The organism is Dictyobacter alpinus (assembly GCF_003967575.1).
Taxonomy (GTDB): domain Bacteria; phylum Chloroflexota; class Ktedonobacteria; order Ktedonobacterales; family Ktedonobacteraceae; genus Dictyobacter; species Dictyobacter alpinus.
In genome coordinates, this window is the sequence record NZ_BIFT01000001.1 from 482,135 (window position 1) to 501,569 (window position 19,435).

At 47.7% G+C, this 19,435-nt stretch carries 13 protein-coding genes; 7 read left to right on the top strand and 6 right to left on the bottom strand.

Features of this window, described 5'->3' with window-relative positions; all coding sequences use genetic code 11:
* Positions 1 to 193 precede the first annotated feature (193 nt).
* The 3 genes from EL633_RS01880 to EL633_RS01890 form a co-directional block, all read right to left on the bottom strand.
* Positions 194 to 2,056 carry a S9 family peptidase gene (locus tag EL633_RS01880; RefSeq protein ID WP_126625573.1) on the bottom strand — a complete coding sequence of 621 codons (1,863 nt, stop codon included), beginning with the start codon at positions 2,054 to 2,056 and terminating at the stop codon, positions 194 to 196.
* A gap of 26 nt (positions 2,057 to 2,082) precedes the next feature.
* Positions 2,083 to 4,413 (bottom strand): Tex family protein, encoded by a 2,331-nt coding sequence (locus tag EL633_RS01885; RefSeq protein WP_218027400.1) that lies wholly within the window; start codon positions 4,411 to 4,413, stop codon positions 2,083 to 2,085.
* A gap of 175 nt (positions 4,414 to 4,588) precedes the next feature.
* Positions 4,589 to 6,370, bottom strand: coding sequence for a serine/threonine protein kinase (locus tag EL633_RS01890; RefSeq protein WP_126625574.1), 1,782 nt, complete (start codon positions 6,368 to 6,370; stop codon positions 4,589 to 4,591).
* 555 nt (positions 6,371 to 6,925) lie between these two features.
* On the opposite strand from EL633_RS01890, the gene EL633_RS01895 reads away from it, so the two are divergent.
* The 5 genes from EL633_RS01895 to EL633_RS01915 all read left to right on the top strand — a co-directional run bounded on the left by EL633_RS01895 (position 6,926) and on the right by EL633_RS01915 (position 13,286).
* The gene (locus EL633_RS01895) at positions 6,926 to 7,834 is read left to right on the top strand and encodes a sigma-70 family RNA polymerase sigma factor (RefSeq protein ID WP_126625575.1); all 909 of its coding nucleotides are present in this window, start codon (positions 6,926 to 6,928) and stop codon (positions 7,832 to 7,834) included.
* Between the two features lie 492 nt (positions 7,835 to 8,326).
* Entirely contained in the window at positions 8,327 to 9,781 is a 1,455-nt protein-coding gene (locus EL633_RS01900; RefSeq protein WP_126625576.1) for a serine/threonine protein kinase, read from the top strand.
* 186 nt (positions 9,782 to 9,967) lie between these two features.
* Positions 9,968 to 11,656, top strand: a complete 1,689-nt coding sequence (locus EL633_RS01905) for a HEAT repeat domain-containing protein (RefSeq protein WP_126625577.1) — start codon at positions 9,968 to 9,970, stop codon at positions 11,654 to 11,656.
* 46 nt (positions 11,657 to 11,702) lie between these two features.
* Positions 11,703 to 12,428, top strand: coding sequence for a cytochrome c biogenesis CcdA family protein (locus EL633_RS01910; RefSeq protein ID WP_126625578.1), 726 nt, complete (start codon positions 11,703 to 11,705; stop codon positions 12,426 to 12,428).
* 33 nt (positions 12,429 to 12,461) lie between these two features.
* Complete coding sequence (locus EL633_RS01915) at positions 12,462 to 13,286, top strand: DUF2085 domain-containing protein (protein WP_161981866.1); 825 nt, start codon at positions 12,462 to 12,464, stop codon at positions 13,284 to 13,286.
* Between the two features lie 100 nt (positions 13,287 to 13,386).
* On the opposite strand, the gene EL633_RS01920 is transcribed toward EL633_RS01915, so the two are convergent.
* Positions 13,387 to 13,689 carry an anti-sigma factor family protein gene (locus EL633_RS01920; RefSeq protein WP_126625580.1) on the bottom strand — a complete coding sequence of 101 codons (303 nt, stop codon included), beginning with the start codon at positions 13,687 to 13,689 and terminating at the stop codon, positions 13,387 to 13,389.
* Between the two features lie 156 nt (positions 13,690 to 13,845).
* On the opposite strand from EL633_RS01920, the gene EL633_RS01925 reads away from it, so the two are divergent.
* Entirely contained in the window at positions 13,846 to 14,526 is a 681-nt protein-coding gene (locus EL633_RS01925; protein WP_126625581.1) for a sigma-70 family RNA polymerase sigma factor, read from the top strand.
* A gap of 77 nt (positions 14,527 to 14,603) precedes the next feature.
* On the opposite strand, the gene EL633_RS01930 is transcribed toward EL633_RS01925, so the two are convergent.
* Positions 14,604 to 14,870 (bottom strand): MarR family transcriptional regulator, encoded by a 267-nt coding sequence (locus EL633_RS01930; protein WP_161981867.1) that lies wholly within the window; start codon positions 14,868 to 14,870, stop codon positions 14,604 to 14,606.
* Positions 14,871 to 14,988: 118 nt separating this feature from the next.
* A complete protein-coding gene (locus EL633_RS01935) occupies positions 14,989 to 17,673 on the bottom strand; it encodes a GAF domain-containing sensor histidine kinase (protein WP_161981868.1) in 2,685 nt (894 codons plus the stop codon).
* Between the two features lie 666 nt (positions 17,674 to 18,339).
* Between EL633_RS01935 and EL633_RS01940 the strand changes: the two genes are divergently transcribed.
* Positions 18,340 to 19,380 (top strand): queuosine 5'-phosphate N-glycosylase/hydrolase, encoded by a 1,041-nt coding sequence (locus EL633_RS01940; protein WP_126625584.1) that lies wholly within the window; start codon positions 18,340 to 18,342, stop codon positions 19,378 to 19,380.
* Positions 19,381 to 19,435: the final 55 nt, after the last annotated feature.

Here is a 19,435-nt window from a genome sequence, read left to right on the forward strand (position 1 = left end):
GATATCGTCTCTTTTGCGGGATAATTCAAGAGCTTTTTAATATGTGGGTAAAAAATGAAATTATGAAGTCTGGAAGAAAAGTATTTCGCGTCTGTGACATGACCTTTTAAAGAGGAACATGGTGAGGCGGTCGCGACCGCCTCACCATGTTCCTCTTTAAAAGGTCATGTTTAGAAAACGTAACCCATAGTGTTTACTCTATGGTTGGAGATTCTTTTGAGGGAGAAGCCAGATAGTGTTGCAGGAAGCGTGCAATTGCTGGATAGGCCTGTAGACGATTGCTCCGTTTAATCAGACCATGCCCTTCATCCTCAAAGCGCAGGTATTCTACTGGTACCTGACGTTTACGTAACGCGGCTACGACCTGTTCGGCCTCTCCAACCGGAACACGAGGATCATTGGCACCATGGATCACAAACAGTGGTGCCGTGATACGATCAACCGAACGGATCGGAGAGATCTTTTCCAGGAATTCGCGGTCCTGCTCCAGGCTGCCATACTCGGATTCACGCAACTTACGCCGCCAGGGGCCGGTATTCTCCAAGAATGTTACAAAATTGGCGATACCAACAATATCGACGGCGGCGGCCCAGAGATCGGGGTATGTGGTGATCGCGGATAACACCATAAAACCACCATAACTGCCACCCATGACCGCAATACGTTCACTATCTGCAATGCCACTTTCACGCAACCAGAGGGCTGCATGTTGCAAATCAGCCACCGAGTCCATACGCAACCGCACATCATCCAGACTTTGATACTCATAGCCATAGCCAGTGCTGCCACGCACATTTGGTGCCAGTACCGCATAGCCCTGGGCCACAAAATATTGGGTCACAGGATCAAACAGTGGCCGGGATTGGCCCTCGGGTCCACCATGAACATTAATCACTACTGGAACCTTCTGCTGCTGATCACGCGGCTGATAGAGGAAGGCGGGTATTTCGCGGCCATCAAAGGAAGGATACCTCACCAACGTCGGAGTAACAAAGGCGGAGCGCGGAATGCCACCACGAGAGCTCTGAGTGGCCCGCTTGATGGTGCCCGTCTGAAGATTCCAGATCCAGATATCCAGCGCATCATCAGCGGTGGCATAGGACAAGGCTAGCTGAGTGCCATCTTCAGACCAGACCATTTCATAAATCACACCACGGGGAAGTGTGGGCGCTACCAGCATCTGGCGCGACTCCCAACCATGAGAAACATCAAAGATCTCCAGTGTTGAATAGCCATCCTCATTGAGCGCCATGGCCAGTGTCTTACCATCTTTGGTCACGGCTAACAGTTCAACATCCCAGCTATCCTCACGTAGATACTGGAAATCCAAAGAGGTCAGATCCAGATATGCCAGTGCGTGAAATTGCCGATCGCGATTACTTAGCAAATAGAGACCCCGCCGATCCGAGGACCAGGCAACAGATTGATAGATCACGCCACGCTCGTCAGCCACGATATCAGGTGTTAATGCACGCACACTGCCCGAAGCCAGCTCCACCAGGAATAACTGATTGCGCGTATTGGAATCCCAGCGCGAGACCAGCAACTGTGAACCATCGGGAGAATAGCCATTAACATAGTTCGTCCCATCCTGCTGTAACAACTTACGGGACTTACCACTGGCCATCTCCAATTCATACACATCAAAATAGCGGGCATCACGCTCATTGCTACTATAGGTAATGGATTGGCCATCAGGAGACCAGCCACCAAAAAGATGCATCGCCTCTAAGTTTGTCGTGAGTTGGTTAAAGCTTGAACCATCGGCCTGCAACAAAAAGAGTTGAGCCTGTTCATTACCACCAATATCGCCCGAGACCAACAACTCATCCGTGTGAGGGGAGTAGGTTGCCCCCATCACGCGTTCGCCACGAAACGTCAGCTGATCGGGCCAGAAAGGTGTAAGAGTTTGGCCTTCCAGGGGTACACGCCAGACTTCGGCAACTCCTGTAATATTCGTCAAGAAACTCAGTGTCCTGCCATCAGGAGAAAAGTGCGGCCCGAAAGCAGTCCGTACATTAAGATAGCGTTCAAAACTATACGTTTGATTTACCATGCAGTAATTCCTTTACCATCCTTGAACTACGATGCGGTGATACCACGCATACTCAATTGTACACGGTTACGCTTAAGATCGATTTCCAACACGCGAACCTGCACAACCTGGCCGACAGCCACTACACTTAGTGGATCACGAACAAAGCGGTCCGCCATCTCAGAAACATGCACAAGTCCATCATGCTTCACGCCAATATCCACAAAGGCCCCAAAATCAACCACATTGCGCACAGTACCCTGGAGCACCATACCTGGCTGTAAGTCTTCCATCTTAAGAACATCATGGCGCAGAATGGGTGGTGGCAACTCATCACGTGGATCCAGACCTGGCTTCTCCAGGTTTTCCAGAATGTCCTGTAACGTTGGCAATCCTACCCCTACCTTAGCGGCAATATCGTTCCAGGTGGCATTTTCATCACCGGACACCGCATTGTTACGCTGGCGATTCAGGCGTCCCAGGCTATTCTGTAGCTTGATGCGCTGGCGAAACTGTGCAATCCGTTCAGCGGTCTTCGCCGTTTTCTCTTCTTCTGGAAGCATCGTAAGCAATGAGCGGGCGGCATCATAGCTTTCTGGATGAATAAAGGTATTATCCAGCGGTTCCTTGCCATTGGAGATTTTTAAGAAGCCCGCTGCCTGCACAAACGTCGCCTGGCCCAATCCAGGAACTTTCATTAATTCCTTGCGCGTCTTAAATGGTCCGTTAGCTTCACGATATTTGACGATCGCATTGGCAACACGGGTATTGATGCCGGAGACATGCTTGAGCAGGGCTGCCGAGGCTGAATTAACCTCCACACCAGCAAAGTTCACGCACGACGCCACCACGCGCTCCAAAGTCGCCGCCAATTCTTTTTGATCCACATCATGCTGATACAAACCAACGCCAACAGCTTTGGGATCAATCTTCACTAACTCGGCTAGAGGATCCTGCAAACGACGTGCAATGGAAATGGTGCCACGTTGGGTAGCATCCAGAGTGGGGAACTCTTCACGGGCCGCCTCTGAGGCCGAATAAACTGATGCGCCTGCCTCATTCACAATCATATATCCGATAAAATCTGCGTCTTTTTGTTGCTCGGCCATTTCGCGCAGCAGTTCGGCGACCAGTTGCTCCGTCTCACGCGATGCCGTACCATTCCCAATAGCAATCACGCTAATACGATAATCGGTCAACATCTGTCGCAGCAGTTTACTTGCCTTATCTGCTTGATAGAGGTACATGGTATCAGAGGTAATATACTTGCCGGTCTCATCAACCACGGTCAGCTTACAGCCGGTGCGAAAGCCGGGATCAATGCCCAGCACTTTTTTACCACGTAAGGGAGGCTGTAATAAAAGATTACGTAGATTGGTGGCGAAGACATTGATAGCGTGCTCCTCAGCCTTACGCGTCAGTTCAACCCGTACCTCTCGTTCCATCGCAGGAGCGAGCAGACGCTTATATCCATCCTCCATAGCATCAGCCAGCAAAGGGGCAAAGGGAGAAGTAGATTTGACCGGATAATGTGCGGTGATGTCGTTTTTCGCCTGCTCATAAGGAAAAGCGATATTGACCCGCAACACATCCTCACGCTCACCACGATTAAGTGCCAGTACGCGATGCGGCACTAGCCTGGAGGCGCTCTCATTAAAATCATAATAGAGACGATAGACGCCATTGGGATCTTTCTCAGCCACTTTGTCAGGATCGGCAACTTTAGCGCCAACATTGGATTGCTTGAAAAACGCTGTACGTACACTGCCACGTACAGCTGCATCTTCAGCGATAATCTCAGCCACAATATCGCTGGCACCTGCGTAAGCTTCTAAACTTGTCTCTACACCTTTTTCGGCATTGAGAAAGGGTTGCGCACGCGCTTCAAGCATTGCGTCTCCATTGCCGGCTACTTCTGGTTGCTGCAAGATAAGCTCTGCTAGCGGCGTCAGGCCTTTTTCACGCGCGACACTTGCACGCGTTTTCCTCTTGGGGCGATATGGCAGATACAGATCTTCAACTTCTTGCAACGTCTTTGCCGCCTCAATGGAGGTTGCCAGTTCAGGCGTTAACTTACCCTGACCCGCAATCAAACGATGTACATCTTGTTTGCGTTCAAATAAAGCGCGTAAAGACGCAGCGCGATCAGCAATAGTCTGAATCTGTACCTCATCCAGACTGCCCGTCACCTCTTTTCGATAACGCGCGATAAAAGGTGTTGTGTTCCCTTCATCGATCAGCTCGATTGTTCGTACAATCTGTCCCCGACCAAGACTTAACTCAACGCTCAAAGCCCGCGCAATATCTTCAACTGACAATGTAAGAGCAACATCCCCGGGTGTGGTTGCAGTTTGATTGAGAGATTCTTGAGTTGCCAATTCTCTATAGCCTACCTTCCCTGGACAATGGATGGGTTCAATGAAACCAGAAATTCCATTGTAAATTAGCAGTAAACGTTGTCCCGACGAAGCGGGGAAACGTTTACCAGTATAACATTTCGCATTCTTCGTTTCTAGCGACAAGCCTGCTCCTTAACAATCAGGAGTATCTACCTCAATTACTGTTAGATTGTCGAGAAACAAGATGGGATCGTCCCCACAAACCACCAAGCCAACCAAGGATCCAGGCTATAAGCAATCCCAGCAACATCAGAATCAGGAAATTGATAAATGGTGCTTGCTTTGCTACCAGCAAAGGTATGTCAGGCCATTGTGGTTGCACAAAACTCCAGGCCTGCGAGAATAATTCCCGTGGATCATTTTGAGGATTATTGGTTGTCAGGACTTGATAGCGCTGGGCAGCGGCTATCAGTAAACCTGTAAAAGTGCCAACCCAGAATACTATCGTCCCAAAGATGCCTGTCCAATAGCCAGCCCAACCACCACGAACCGTGGCTCCACCCCGACGCGTGGTCATAAAGCCTGAGAAAACATAGAAGAGATATCCCACGATGGTTGCCAGGTAGAAATCAATCTGTTGCTTTAAGGCCAATACCAGAGCCACAGCCACGATACCTTGAATGAGGCCCCATAAACATCCCTGTCCAGATGCAGTGGGCAAAGGGCGATAACGGGCCGCTTCGGCACGCGCCTGCTTCTTTTTATCAGCTGGATCTGGCTGCTGGGGAGCAGCTGGTACTTGATAGGGATATCCCGGCCCAGCCTGACCACCCATATATCCTTGAGGAAGAGGTGTCATACCCGGATAGCCTACCTGTTGTTGTCCGCCACCCGGTCCATATCCATAAGATTGTTGCGGAGACATAGGTGAATATGGTCCCTGATTATAGTTCGGGGGCTGTACAGGGGTATAAGGGGCGCTCACAGGGCCAGGCATAGAATAAGATGGGGGAATAGTTGGCGCCGGTGGATATGTGTTATTAACCGGACCTTGACCCTGAGGAGGAAAGAATGGCGTAGAGACAGGTCCCATTGGACCACGTTGCACGGCGACGGTCTGGTCATTATAGGCATCAAAACCAGGTTCACGCAACGCCTGAGCAAATTCACCCATGCTTTGAAAACGCTGATCCGCATGCAAGGAGAGTGCCTTCAGCAAAGTCCATTCTAATTTGGGCGAGATGGAAGGATTCATCAGGCGTGGTGCAATCAGTTCATCGCGCGTGCTACGGCTGGTCGCTGGAGGGGGCAATCTATTGGTCAACAGAATATAGAATGTCGCACCCAGGGAATAAATGTCTGACTGAGGAGAAGTCTTGCCAACATATTGTTCAAGGGGGCTAAAGCCTTCGGTCACGGCACGACCTAATGTCTGAGTGCTGGAGAGGGGATCATATAATTTGGTCAACCCAAAATCCAACAGCACCGCTGTATTATTGGGGGTCAGCACGATATTGCCCGGTTTAATGTCACGATGCATGACTGGAGGACGACGACTATGTAATTCCTGTAAGGCGTCCATTAATGGCAATAACCAGGTTAATACTTCTTGCTCACTACATGGTCCGATTGTTAGCTGACCGGGAGCTTGTTCACCAACACGTCCGCCGGGCACACGTGAACGCAACAGTTGTAACAGATTCTGTCCCTCGATCAGCTGCATAATCAAGTAAAAGCGACCATTCACCTCAAGCGCATCATAAACCGCGGGCAGGTGGGGGCTCTTAACCGTAAAGAGCACACTCGCCTCCATCAAGGCCTGTCGACGCGCTGCTGGTGTCACATCATAGGTCTCCTTGATCGCACAAGGACGATTATTTTCACTGGTATCAACCCCACGATACACCGCACCGAAACCACCCTGATTTATAAGATTGCCAATGATATAGTGGCCACCGATAAGGGTTCCCGGTGTTAATGCTACTGGTAAGCTCATGGTTGAGCAAGCTCCTCAACTTTCCGCACAACATTTTCTGGTCTCATCATTACACCAGAAGATGCGCAACATATTTACGTTGCAATGATCAGGGCGGTTACAGCATTCGCCCTATTTTGAACATTTGTGTCAATATCACCAGTCGTTATCATAGCACACCATCTTCTGTCATGAAATATTGCACCTGTTTTATGCATATTTTTCCTGGTAAGGGTGGAAAAACGGTCTACCCCGGACAGGATTGATAGCTTAGAATAAATAATTATTTCCCTCCGTCAGGAAAAATAAGGAATAAGAAAAACCATCTTACTGTTCTTAAAGGTATACTTTGAACAAAGGACATATCATTAACCTCACGGGACCACGGTGTGCACACCTGTCCCACAAGGACAGAAAGTCGACACGATAAGAAATACAACAAACGTGGGGTGCAATCTACAGAAGAGAGGAAGATGTTGCTTGCAATACCACATACGTATGATACAATAAGCCAAGATTGAACTGATCTACGTACATGTTGCAGGAGAAGAGAGCAAGCACTTGGAACGAAATGTGATGTTTAACGCAGAACGCGACCGTGATAAGGCAGCTGAACCTGAACGCGACAATGCAGCGGAAACTGATATCAGTAACCTGGCACAAAGTGATAGCTTACGCCTCTATCTTCGTGAGATTTCACGCATCCCTCTGCTCTCTGCCGTGAGCGAATCACGCCTCGCCGAGAGGGCCGAGAATGGCGACAAAGATGCACGGAATCACCTTATTGAGGCTAATTTGCGCTTAGTGGTCAGCATTGCCAAAAAATATGTTGGACAAGGTCTCTCTCTAGAAGACCTTATCGGTGAGGGCAATATCGGTCTCATCCGGGCAGTTACAAAATTTGACTATCGCAAAGGTTTTCGTTTCTCCACCTATGCGACCTGGTGGATTAAACAGGCCATTACACGTGCAATCCTTGAAGGGACGCGTGTGGTGCGCTTACCTGTGTATATTATGGAAGAAGTGATGCGTGTTAAACGTACCACTCGCCAGCTCTACCAGGAAATGGGACGAGAGCCAACGCCTGAAGGTATCGGTGAACGGCTCGGTATGACGCCTGAACGCGTCAGTGAGCTACTTATCTGGGCTGAAAAAGTCTTCTCACTTGATGCCCCTCTTTCTGAAGAGGAGGAGAATACCCTTGGTGATATCATTGAGGATATTCACGAGCGTGGGCCAACCGAAATCACCGATCAGCAACTGTTACGCGAGGAGATTCGTAAGGTTCTCGGCCAGCTTACTGTACGCGAACGACAGGTTATTGAGTTACGCTTCGGCCTGATTGATGACCATGATCATACGCTGGAAGAAGTTGGTAAAAAATTAAAAGTTACACGTGAACGTGTACGTCAGATTGAAGAACGAGCTATTCGTAAGTTGCGGCATCCACAGGCTAGCCGTATCCTAAAAGATTATCTCGATTAAACACAGGAATGTATTGAGAGTACAAGGATAATTTATACCTTGTACTCTTTTTTTTGCGCTTTTTTTCTCGTTTTTCAGAAAATAACCGGCCTGAAACTATGGACGTAGTGGACGGTTAGCTATAAAATAACATGTGTTGGGAGAAAAGTCGTGTCAACCTCATGCGGTATAATTATGCATAGAAGCATAAGCCCTAGAGAAGAAGAAGAAAGCAAGCAGAAAAGGCTAGAGGGACAGAAATAAAGTACTTTTGGCTATAGCTACTATAGAAGTAAAGATGGTACGTCTACATCTGTAGACAAAGCCACATCGCATATACTAGCTAAGAGATTTGTTTGCTATGATTGTAATACCATCTTCCATCGCGACAGACGAATAATTTCTTCATACCAGAAAGGAGAGTGGCATTCCTGCGAACTATGACGCGACACGCAATCAAGGCTGAGTGACTGGTCGCTCCTTGATTGATGTTTATCGCATAGATTCATTTGTTTGCCGCAACCGATTATGAATGAACTGGCAGGGCAAAACCTTGGTGGATATTACCTGGAAGAAGAAGTGGGGCGAGGGGCGATGGGGGTTGTCTATCGAGCAAAGCAACTGGCCTTAGGTCGTGAGGTAGCGATTAAAGTGCTGCCGCAAGGGCTGGCACGGGATGCCTCTTATATCGCTCGCTTTACGCGCGAGGCACAGATCATCGCTGGGCTTAACCATCCCAATATTGTACAAATCTATGATGCGGGGCAGCAGCAAAAATTGCTCTACTTTGCCATGGAGTTCGTACATGGACCAACCCTGGCCAATCTCCTCAATCTTGATGGCGTCATTGATCCTTTTTTTGCGGTAGAATATGCGGCACAGATTGCTGATGCACTGGATGCAGCCTATCGCGAACGCAATGTGATTCATCGCGATATCAAACCAGAGAACCTGATGCTTAATCGCTGGGGTAAGATCAAAGTCATGGATTTTGGCCTGGCACGCGCCCCCGGTCTGCAAGTGATTACGGTAGCTCGCACACTGGTGGGTAGTATCTATTATGCCTCACCCGAACAGATCTGGGGCTACACGATTGACAATAGAAGTGATATCTATGCCCTTGGCGTAGTGCTCTATGAAATGGTCAGCGGACATCGTCCTTTTGGAGGGCGAACAATGCCTGAAGTGACACAAGCTATCATCCAAGGCCGTTTACAGTCCCCTCGCGCACATAATCCATCTATTACTCCCGAGCTTGAGAAAATTATCATGGTCGCGCTTTCACGCGAACGGAATCATCGCTATAAAGATGCCAGTTTAATGGCACAGGAACTACGTGCATTAGAGTTAAAACCACCTGTAACTCATCCACGTGCGGCCCCATCGCCAGCCAACCCACATGGTCAGATGATAGCGCAACCACCTAAAAGGCCTCAGACGGCTATGCCACGCTATCATACACCTGCACAGAACGCCCAGAGACCCCAACAATCAACTCAGGGCTTTGCTCCGCTTCCATCTAACGCTCAATCGTTTCCTGGCCAACCCTCTCAGGGCATACGCAGGTTGCCGCCCAATACAGGACGCCCGCAAACAACTCAGGGCTTTGCGCCCATCCCAGGAGGTCAATCCCCTATGCCTCCGCAATCAACCCAGGGCTTTGCTCCACTCTCGAGTAATGCACAAGCGTTTCCCAGTCAACCTTCTCAGGGGATGCGCAGATTGCCACCTAAGACGATACGTCCACAATCAACCCAGGGCTTTAACAGGCTTCAAGCAGAACAAACAATAGATACATCCCTGCAAAATACCAATAAGGTGCCAGGGACACCAACTCATTCACAACCTGCTAACGATCAAGAAGGGCAGAGCCAGCCACATAAGCAACCACTACCGAAAGAAAAATCCCAGCAGGGACTTAATCTTTGGGATCAATTGCATAAATTGTTTAAAAATTCTGAACATTGATCTCAGTTAACAGACCAGGAACACGAAGGAGCAAGTGATCGTATATAACAACATAGAGTGTGTTTGGAACGCCAGTTAAACTAAAGCAGGGCACAAATTGTGGTCCTGCCAGGCTTACATTCTTTTTCAGAGTGGGGATAGCAAATACCAATAAGCGAAGCAAAAAGAAAGCGTATTTAGGGGTTTATGCAGCAAGAAAGCATCCAGGCGGCCCTTGCCCTTCTTTTGGGACCACAAACAGAATATCGAACTCGCCTCCGCGCCACACGCAGACTCGTAAAACAAGGTCCCACGATCCTGCCACTTGTTCTCAGCACTTTTAGTAACTATCCTGAGATTACCAAACCGGCCTGGCCCTGGTGGCCTCCACAATATGAGCATACGAGCCGCCTTTTGCTGCATCTAAGCCAGAAAGTACAGATCTCCCTGGCAGATCTCTTGCACCACCCGATTCTAGATGGCACACCCGGACCGGTTCTATGGACCAATATCATGGAGGCGGCCAGTTTAGTACCAGAGATCGATAATGAAGAGTTACTCTGTCAGGGTCTCAATACCGCCTGGACCTCGGTCCGTTATGCTGCAGCTATGGCCCTGGCCACACGAGCAAGAACAGCCAGCCTCCATCCATCAACGCGTAACCGGCTCTATTACCATCAAAAAGCACATGAAACGTTCCCGGTGCGCCTCACCGCTTCTTATGCCCTGTTAAATAATGGCGATCGAGCAGGCATAGAGATGCTAACGCATTTTCTCCATACGGATACACCGGAAGAAGTACGTAAAGCGGCTACGTTTATTCTCGCTACAGAGTTACCAGTCAAACTTAGTGGAGAACAACAAGAATATCTGAGTTTGCAACTAATTCCCCTTTTGAGTGACGATAATACTGAGATCGCTCAGCATGCGGCACATGCTCTAAGTAAAGTAGCAACAGCACAAACCTTAACTGTCCTTTATCCATTACTTGAAATATCCAATGAGCCTGTACAGATCACCATCCTTACGGTACTTGAAGAGATCGCCCAACATAACAAAGTTTTGCGCCACCAGATGCGGCAACATACACTCAGCAGACATCTTTTACCCTTGCTCAAATCCGCTTATCCGAACTTGCGACGTCAGACTTTCTATACTCTGGCGGCATGTGGAGGAGAATATATTGCGGCTGTGATGGGCACGATCGTGATGAATAAAGACCATCCAGGACAGATGGAGGCGGTAGAATGCCTGCGTTTCTTTCATGGAGCGCTCCGGGCACCGCTACGAGGACATATTATACGCTGGCTCTTAAAAATCCTGACCATACCAAACGAGGAACTTCAAATCACGGCACTGGACTCACTGGCACAATTGCTCTGGCAGGCTCAACACAATGGCCGTGAACAAGCCTGGCAGGAAATTCGAGAGGAGATTACGGGAGATGACAATATACTCGGACTCTTTCATGCGACAAGTCCAGCACTAAGACAGCGCTCGCTTGAATTACTGGCTATGTCAGGTGATTTTCTCAATACAGCGCCAGAAATCCAATCGTATTGTCATAATCTCTTGCTCAGTGACAATGATAGCGGTGTACGGGCCTGCATGGCGTATGTGTGCGGCCAGACCGCTGCGCGCTGGGCGATTACCAGTTTACTACAGGCCTTGCTCGATCCAGATGAACATGTTGCCCATACAGCTTTGAACGCACTTTCGGAAGTGGCAACCATTAAAGATGGTATTGTGGTCTATGCCATGCTCGAACTGGCACGGTTAGCAGAAGAAGAACCCAAAACAGGGAGCAACCTGGGACGTGAAGCACGGATCATCCTCAAGAAGTGGCAAAAAAGCGAGTCCGGCAGCACACAGAAGATGTTGCACAGTTTGGATTAAAGACCTATACTATGATGCAAAAGACAGAAAACGGCAAGGAGCTTGCATGAATCCAACACAAATTAGCCTGGGTATTGCCTTTGTAGCAGGCCTGGCTTCATTTTTCTCTCCATGCGTGCTGCCACTGGTCCCAATTTATCTGGCCCAACTGGTAGGTCCTGGTGTGTACCAGGCCGGAAAAACTCAGCAGACTCTTTCAATCAGGTTGACCACATTTTTTCACGCAGCTACATTCGTGTCAGGCTTTACGCTTGCCTTTATCGCTCTGGGAGCCACTGCCAGTACGCTAGGGAATTTCCTGAGAGATCATCTGACCATTCTACGCCAGGGAGGTGGCATTATTATGGTCCTCTTTGGCTTACATCTAGCTGGACTACTGCATGTTCCATTTCTCAATCAACAGAAGCGTTTCACCTTTATACCCGATCATCCAACCTATCCAGCCTCGCTATTGGTAGGAATTATCTTTGGCATTGCCTGGACTCCCTGTATTACACCTATTCTTGCAGGAATCTTGATCCTGGCTGCCAATGCCACCACCCTGCAACAAGGAGTTGGACTCTTACTGGTTTATTCACTGGGTCTGGGAGTTCCATTTTTACTCTTGGGGTTGGGGCTTAATCAAATGACAAAGGCGCTCAAGTGGGTTAAACCCCATCTGGGCCGCATCGAGATAGGCACAGGTATCCTGATGATCATTGTTGGTGTGATGATTTTCTTTAACGTGCTTACCTATATTAATTCGATCTTTACATCAGGCATCAATTTGTAGTCTGTTAGCAGTAGGATGACCCAGAGGGGGCGGATGCAACGTCAGTATAAACAAAGATTACCTGTCAGAGGTTTACCATCGCCGTGGTTAAGCACAGCACTCGCGTTTCTCTATCTTTTCTTGCTGACAGCTCTGTTATGGTGGCCAGGGGCAACATTTCTCGATCGCCTACGCTGGTTAGATAGTGGTATCTGTGCGCAATTAGCTACTCACTCCTTCTATCCAGGAGGAGAGAGATTGCCGCTCTGCTCACGCAACACCGGCATCTATCTAGGCTTTATCGTTACATTGATAATCCTTTATGCCAGTGGGCGTGGCAAAACCCGGGCGTTACCTGCAAAAGCTCTTATTATCACTCTCGTTGGAGGAATCATGCTCCTGGCCATTGACGGTAGCAACTCGTTTCTGGTTGATCTGGGCTTGCCCCATCTTTATCAACCCCACAACTTGCTACGGCTAGCCACTGGACTTATAACAGGTTTCGCCATGGGTATCTTTGTTTTGCCGGTGATCAATGATTTGATCTGGAAGTATAGCAATGGACAGAGCAGTTTACCATCCTGGAAAGCGCTGATGTGGTTCTTACCAGTATTGCTCTTGTGCTTTCTGGCTGCTGCGTCTAACAGTCAGCTTGTACTCTATCCACTGGCAATTCTTAGCTCACTTGGTCTGTTGAGTGCTGTTGGAAGCGTGAATATCATTTTCATGATCTTACTCCGCCATCGCGATCAATCCTTTACGCGTTATGTGGAGCTGCTGCCCTTCTGTGGCATCGCGCTCCTGGCCGCCAGTGGAGAATTGCTTGTGCTTGCTCAACTTAAAGTCTTACTGTTACAGACGTTAAGTATTCCTTTGTAGTACGTTCAGGAGCCAGACATGCCCAGATAGATAAGCAAAAAACAAAGTAACAAACAGGCCTGTTAGCTCCTCACAAGGCCAAAGCCCTGGAATAGACTATCTAGTAACTTTCAAGGTCCGCCCTGATCTCACGCTTGATTTCATGAGCAAGCGCAGTATCAATCGTCCCACGATCACCACGAGCCAGACGCATCACCGCCTCCCGCAAATGGGTAGGAGCACGCTCAATAGTACAACGTTCATGGATCAGTCGTTTTAGCTGTAAATCAAAATGAAAACGGCATTCACAATTCTGGCAACCGTCTAAATGCTGCTTAACGATCGCTACTTCCTCATTCGTTAATTCGCGATCGATATAAAGATGCAGACGTGCTGTCGCCTCAACACAATCTAAACATTCCATAGTAAAACTTCTCCTACACTAGCTCGCCACTCTATCTGTTAATTCTAACATAATTAAGTAGCCCTTTCATTCCCACGATCTATAAGATATACTGATAATACTTTCGGAAAGAAAGTAGAGGATCTCGCCGTGAGCCCCTTGTCAGAGGAGTATTTAATGCAGGATAAGTCAAAATTCGATGAGCTGTCGACCAATTTTACAGATTTAGCCGACGAAGATAATAAGGACGAAGATAATAAAGAGGATATACAACCAACAGGAACACAGCCTCCTTCTGAGGATTTTGAGGCAGGGCTCCTGGCACAATTAGATAGTCTCTATCGAACCGCGTTACGCATGACCAATAATCCACAGGAAGCTGAAGATCTGGTGCAAGAAACCATGCTTAAAGCCATTCGCTTCTCTCATACCTATCAGCCTGGTACGAACTTACGCGCATGGCTTTTTCGCATTCTCAATACATCGGCCATCAATCGTTACAGAAAACAGGCGGCACATCCTAATCCCATAGCTCTGCCTGAAGGAGAAGAATTTTATCTCTACAACCAGATTCGGGACCTTAGTGGTCAGGAACGAAATTTAGGGGCTGAAGAAGAAGTTTTAAGCCAATATCTGGACGAAGATGTTCATAACGCATTAAATGATCTCCCCCCAAATTTTAGAATGGCAATTATTCTTGCTGATATTGAGGGTCTGTCCTACAAAGAGATAGCTGAAGCATTACAAATTCCAATCGGAACCGTCATGAGTCGTATCTCACGTGCCCGTCGACAATTACAAAAATCACTCTGGCAATATGCCAAGGATCGAGGATATGTCAGAACGGAAGCGTCCTAGCTTCCCTTCATTGGGAAGCCACCAGTTCTTCCGTGCTGCCACCCCTCCAGGCAAGATAACACCCTGAAACGATATGATTATACAGATCGGGCAATGTGACGTACCGCGTCAGAACCTGCACGCGTGATGCGAACATTTACACAGCGTCGATCCATCATATCTACTGAGCGGGTTACCAAACCTTTACGTTCTAAACGAGCAATTGCCTTTGTCGCTGCTGCGGAACTTACTCCCAGCTCAGATGCGACCTCACCAACAAGCCAGTGTTCACGGCGAGACAGAAATGATAAGACTTCAAGTTGACGAGAGGTAACACTGGTAGATGTCCGGCGCACCATAGTCATACGCATTTTCTCCTACACATGAAATTTTCTATGCATATACCAACTATATGCGTTCATAAAAAATGACGTTGTGTACAAGAGAATTGGGTACTCTCCCCAAAAGGATCAATCAGGTGGATTATACAGGAAGTTGAACTGTCTCCGTTTCAATAAGAGGGTTTTTCGACACCACTGGTAAAGCAAATGAGAAGGTACTCCCTTCCCCGGGTTGTCCGCTACTTTCTAGCCAGATACGCCCGCCCATTGCTTCTAACAGGCGGCGGCAGATAAATAAGCCCAGGCCTGCTCCGCGTACAGGACTATTCATATCGCGCTCTAATCGTACGAAACGCTCGAAGAGGCGCTGTTGATCTTCTAGCGGTACCCCAAAGCCGTGGTCCTGTACTGTGATAATGATGACTTCCTGCTTTTGAATAGCTGAAAGGATGATCGAAGATCCCGATGGTGAATATTTTAAAGCATTGCTCATGATGTTAAGTAAGACCTGACGTAATGGAACATCATCAGCTTTAACATAGAGATCCTCAGCTATCTGCGTCTGTACCGTTCTTTGTTCACCTGTCAGTGTCGCTTCAAGAATTTCTAATACGTGCGAGACCGCACGCGCGAGCGGTATAGGTCGCAGGCGCACCGCTGCTGCATCCATGTTTACACGGCTGGCATCCATAATATTGCTCACGAGCAGCGACAATTCATCGCAGCCACGACGCGCTTTATCAATAAATTCTGAACGTGATTCAACCTCAAGCCGCTCATGATATTGATCTAAGAGCTCAATATATCCCAAAACGGTTGTCAGGGGAGTACGTAGCTCATGCGACGCCGTCATAATAAATTGATCCTTTAATTGGTCAAGCTCTTTTTGACGCTCGTAGGCAGCCCGCAATGCAATCGTCATCTGAACATTCTCTAACACAGCCAGACATTGGCTAGCAAACATCTCTAAGGCGCGCATCTCTTCTTTAAAGAAGTAGTGTGGGCGTCCATAGGTCACTACCAGCACACCGATAGAGCGTCCCTTCTTACGTAGTGGTAGCCAGGCAAACGGATGGAGAGGTTGCTCAGGCAAACAGCCAGGCAGAGCACCATCAGTCTCTTCCTTAACAGGGAGTGATGGTTGTCCCTGCACAAAACGCGTCGTCCAATCACTTTCCTGAATGCCTGTCAGACGACTATAGGCAGTCAGACGCGGTCCATGACCGGTGGCAACCGCCAGTTGTAGCGCTGACGCTTGTTCATCATACAGCCACATTTCCGCGGCCGATGCAGTTGCATCGGCCGCGATAACAGCATAGGTGTTAGCGGCATCTTTAAGTGTATTGAACGCTGAGTTCGGCATCGTGCTAATTGAATAAAGATTGTTTAAGAGATTGGTATGCTGCGTTGCACGGGCATACAGGCGGGCCATTTCTAACATCATCGAAAAACGTGCGGTCAACGACTGCGCGATCTCTAGATCAGGGCCGGCATAGGGCTGGTGGCCGCGCTCACCTAATACCATAATTCCAATCATCTTTCCCTGTGCCCGAATGGGAACCAACAACCAATCTTCTTCACCCAATGGAGATTCTACTGTCAAAAAACGTTTTAAGCCTGTCTGCTTATTTTCCGCGGAGCGAATCGCCTCACTAAGCAAGAGCGGTCGCCTGGCAAGCTGCAATCTCTGAATGGCTGGCAAGAAAGTATCGAGATAATCAATAGGAGACTCGCGAGCGGTAAAGGGCAATTGAAAGGTATGCAACAACGACGTCAACAATACACGTCTGGATGCATCGCCAGCTCCATCAGTCAACCCGGGATAAAGACGATATTGACCACTACTTTCATCAAAAACAAATACACATACCTGGGCTGTATCAAATGTATAAATAGCGGCAGAGGTAATTAAACTGGCAGCATCAGACACTTCTAAGGTCTCATCCGAAATCACCATGGGTTCCTGGAGGAAGCGACGATACTGCACGACCTCACGAAAAAACACGTTTTCCGTTAAGACTTTAGCTAATCTCCAGACCAGAGGTGAGAGAAAGGTCGCAGAACCAACAATCACCAATTCATAGAGATTGCGGTGTTGTGGCATATAGCCGATCAGGAAAATATTCCCTAGCGCCACAACGACATACACGACAATCGCCAGAAAAATCATCCCAAAGAGCGCTGCAACCGTCTTGCGCACATAGGTATCAAAGACCAGGATCTGGTAGCGCAAGATTGAATAACCCAGGGCTAAGGGAAAAAGGAAGAGTGTTATGGTAGTAATACGTCCATTAAAGAATGGCAAATGCAATATTCGCGGAATAACGGTAAAAAATAAGAGAGGAGCCGCTGAGAGGATTACTCCGGCCACAAATAATGACATCTGCTGACGCTCCCAGTGCACGGTGGAGCGCTGATAAGAATAGATAATTAAGCCAAGGATACCAGTTAAGGTCACCAAAAAATAGCTTAAATCACTAAATGAGAGCCAATCAGCTACCTTTGCCTGCAAAAGATAACTGTTGAAAAAAGCGGCAATGATAAAAATACCGCTACCGCTAATAAGCGCGAGGTATATCTTTGAGATCCAGGCCAGGTACCTGGTCACCGAGGAGGAATTCTGATTAGCCGTGATACTTTTCGGGAAAACCATCAAAAAGGCCGATAAAAAAATCACGGCCAGAATACTTCCCGTATCGCTGACAAACCCCAACCACTTATTGGCTGAAACACTACTCCTTACAGTAAAAGCAACAATCAACGCCATACATAAACAGAGCAGGCGAAAAGCAACCTGACGATTGCGCGCATATACCCACACAAACATCCCAACCGCCAGAAACGAAGTTGCGAGTAGACAAGAAAAACCAAAGTCTACCCATGCTGCTTCGACCCCCGCCTCATTATGCATTGTCGTCGTAAAAATATAATTTCCATTGAGAAGGAGTAAAAATAGGAAGAAGAAAATTGACAGCAATACAACTAATAGGCGCTGAGATTTTATTAGCATTCGATACGCATATAGCATGCCAATTCCTCTCAAAAAATAGCATAATATATATCTCGCTATTCCTCAGGGGATGATTATCGAGATAGAGAAGGTTAATGATAGCAGTGAAGAATAACTATTATATTCAGTAGGGATCTACAAAGTATCCTTTTCACCAATCAGTTCTGATTTCATAATCTTCTTGATTTTTAAGGCTCTACTATCTTCCTGCTATTTCCTTCCGCTCATAAAAGATGATAGAGACTATACATGTTATTGTCAAGTTTACCCTTTTATTCAACCAATCTGGCTAGTACTACTTTGCAACAAAGCGTGAATTCTAACCGTTCTATGAAAAGGTGGTGAGCATTATAATAGAACAGTTAAGTCGTGGCGTGTAAAGCAACCGATATTACCTATACCATTCATTGCCTGATGGGTAAATGATTGACGAAACCTGGGTTTGTTTGTAGAATCGAAGCGAAAAAGCAAAGAGGTGGGTCCATGACCGAGCTTACTCCTGGCGGGTGGAATAATAAGGAAGGTGGCTATGCGTTGCCGGCTACAGATCCCCTGGGAATTCTAAGTAGTACGCGCACTGTGGTTGAGCAAACAGAGTATGTATGGATCAATCACGATCAAATAGAGCAACTCAGCAAGCGCTGGCAGCAAGAGGATGCGCAAGGGGCACAACTAGCAACTCTGTTATGGGATGAACGCTATCATTTTTCAGATGGAACTGCGCGAACCGTGAATTGGTTGCTGTTACTCGATGCGCTAAACTTTTGCTTCTGGGCCGAAAAAGATCAACCGCGCTGGACAATTACCTATCGGGATCAAACACTCAATGGCTATTGGGCGGAAGCCGCAGCGCTTAAACGCGGCGTAGAAGAGGGACTTCCTCTCTGGGATGCCGAATATTTAGCAACCCTATCTGAAGAAACACTGGCTCATATTTTTCGCGGCACGGCAACTATCCCTCTCTTTGAACAACGTGTCCAGAATGCCCGCGAGGTTGGACGGGTCTTGCTTGAGCGCTATGATGGACAGTTCACCAATGCGATTGAGCAAGCAGAACACAGTGCCATTAAACTTGTTCTTTTGCTTGAACGTGATTTCCCGTCTTTTCGGGATGTCGCCTCTTATCATGGGCACCAGGTACGTTTTCTCAAACGAGCTCAAATTACCGTAGCCGATATCAGCGGTTCATTCCATGGACAGGGCTGGGGGAATCTTGCTGAACAGGACCAATTAACCATTTTTGCTGATTATAAACTCCCTCAGGTGTTGCGCGATTATAATGTACTGGAATACCAGGCACAACTTGCCAGAAAAATTGACAATCAAGAACTTATTTTACCAGGTAGTGAGGAAGAGGTTGCGATTCGTGCCTGCACAATCTGGGCATGTGAATTTTTACGGCAGGCGCTGCAACGTCAGGGGCAACTGGTAACCGCTGCTGACATTGATATGCGGCTATGGTTACTTGGACAACGTTCGGAGGCATTGCTTCCATACCATCGAACACGAACCATTTATTATTGATGGTTTACTACATACATTTTTTATCATAATTTACATATAGCGACGGTAAAATACT